The organism is Marinagarivorans sp., assembly GCF_982758155.1.
Genome location: NZ_CEXWTU010000385.1, coordinates 1,437 through 2,487, shown reverse-complemented (window position 1 = coordinate 2,487; position 1,051 = coordinate 1,437). Strand labels below are relative to the sequence as shown.

At 45.8% G+C, this 1,051-nt stretch carries 1 protein-coding gene; it reads right to left on the bottom strand.

What is annotated here, in order from left to right; all coding sequences use genetic code 11:
* A partial coding sequence (locus AC3A8L_RS21120; protein WP_487964257.1) for a hypothetical protein occupies positions 1–1,051 on the bottom strand: 1,051 nt, incomplete at both ends.

Below are 1,051 nucleotides of genomic sequence, written 5' to 3'. Positions count from 1 at the left end.
CGATATCCTTAAGTAGAGTTTCGCCGTTATCCGTATAAGGGACTTGAATTTTTGCTAGAGGTAAAGGGGAAGCAAGCTGTAATCCGTGAGTAATCACCCGCTGACTTCCTTCCAAAAAATCATTCACATCGTAGCTGTCGTCATAACTTTCGGGGCCGTCGGTAAATACATCAACATCTTCACGGCCCGCTACAATTTTAGCTAAGCCGGCAACATCCCATGTGCCCTCTAGCCCTGGAGCATCGGGACATGGGCCAGTAGCATCCGATAAAGCGGTAATTTCTTTGGGGTTACAATTGATGCCTGCTCGCAATAGGTCAGAGCTATTATCACCAATAAAATAATAATCTCCCGACGCTAAAAGGCTATTGGTAGCGGCGTTTAAACTAGCCGCCCCTTCAATACCAGCGGCATAAGCGGCGACGCCTTTTGTGGCATCTTGAAGATCCACCACAAAACCATCTTCATCATCAAAAGATTGGGCACTGGTATTTAAGCCAATCACATTCATATTAGCGCAAGATAATGCGGTTTTATCGGCATTTAATGGCAGCCATTGTGCTTTAGTCACATCAGGTGGCGCTTTATTGGTATCTTCATCGCCTGCGTTGTCATTGACCCTGCCATCTAGGCCCGCAAAATAACGGTAACTTTCGGCCAATATTTCGCCCAGTGGATTCCCCCAGTCTACGCAGTGGCCATTAGCAAAACCCAGCTTACCCCAACGGCAATAGGTTGCTTGATTAGCAGCCGAACCCTCTTCGTTATAACCGATGTTGTCATATCTTACATTTCCATCATTCCAGTCGGAACCATCGTGCTCTTGCCAACCGGCGATACGGAAGGCATCAATATTGCTTACGATGCCATCGACATCGGTAAAATCGCCAGTAAGCGGGTCTATCTCATCACTAAAGTTTGAAATGTTTTTACGTAAATAACCGCCGTTTTTATTGTTATCGTAACTACCTGTGATTAAGCCATAAAGAACTTCGTCATTTTCACCACTGGTATGCAATAGACCTACGGGCCTGTAAACCACCGTTTCTTC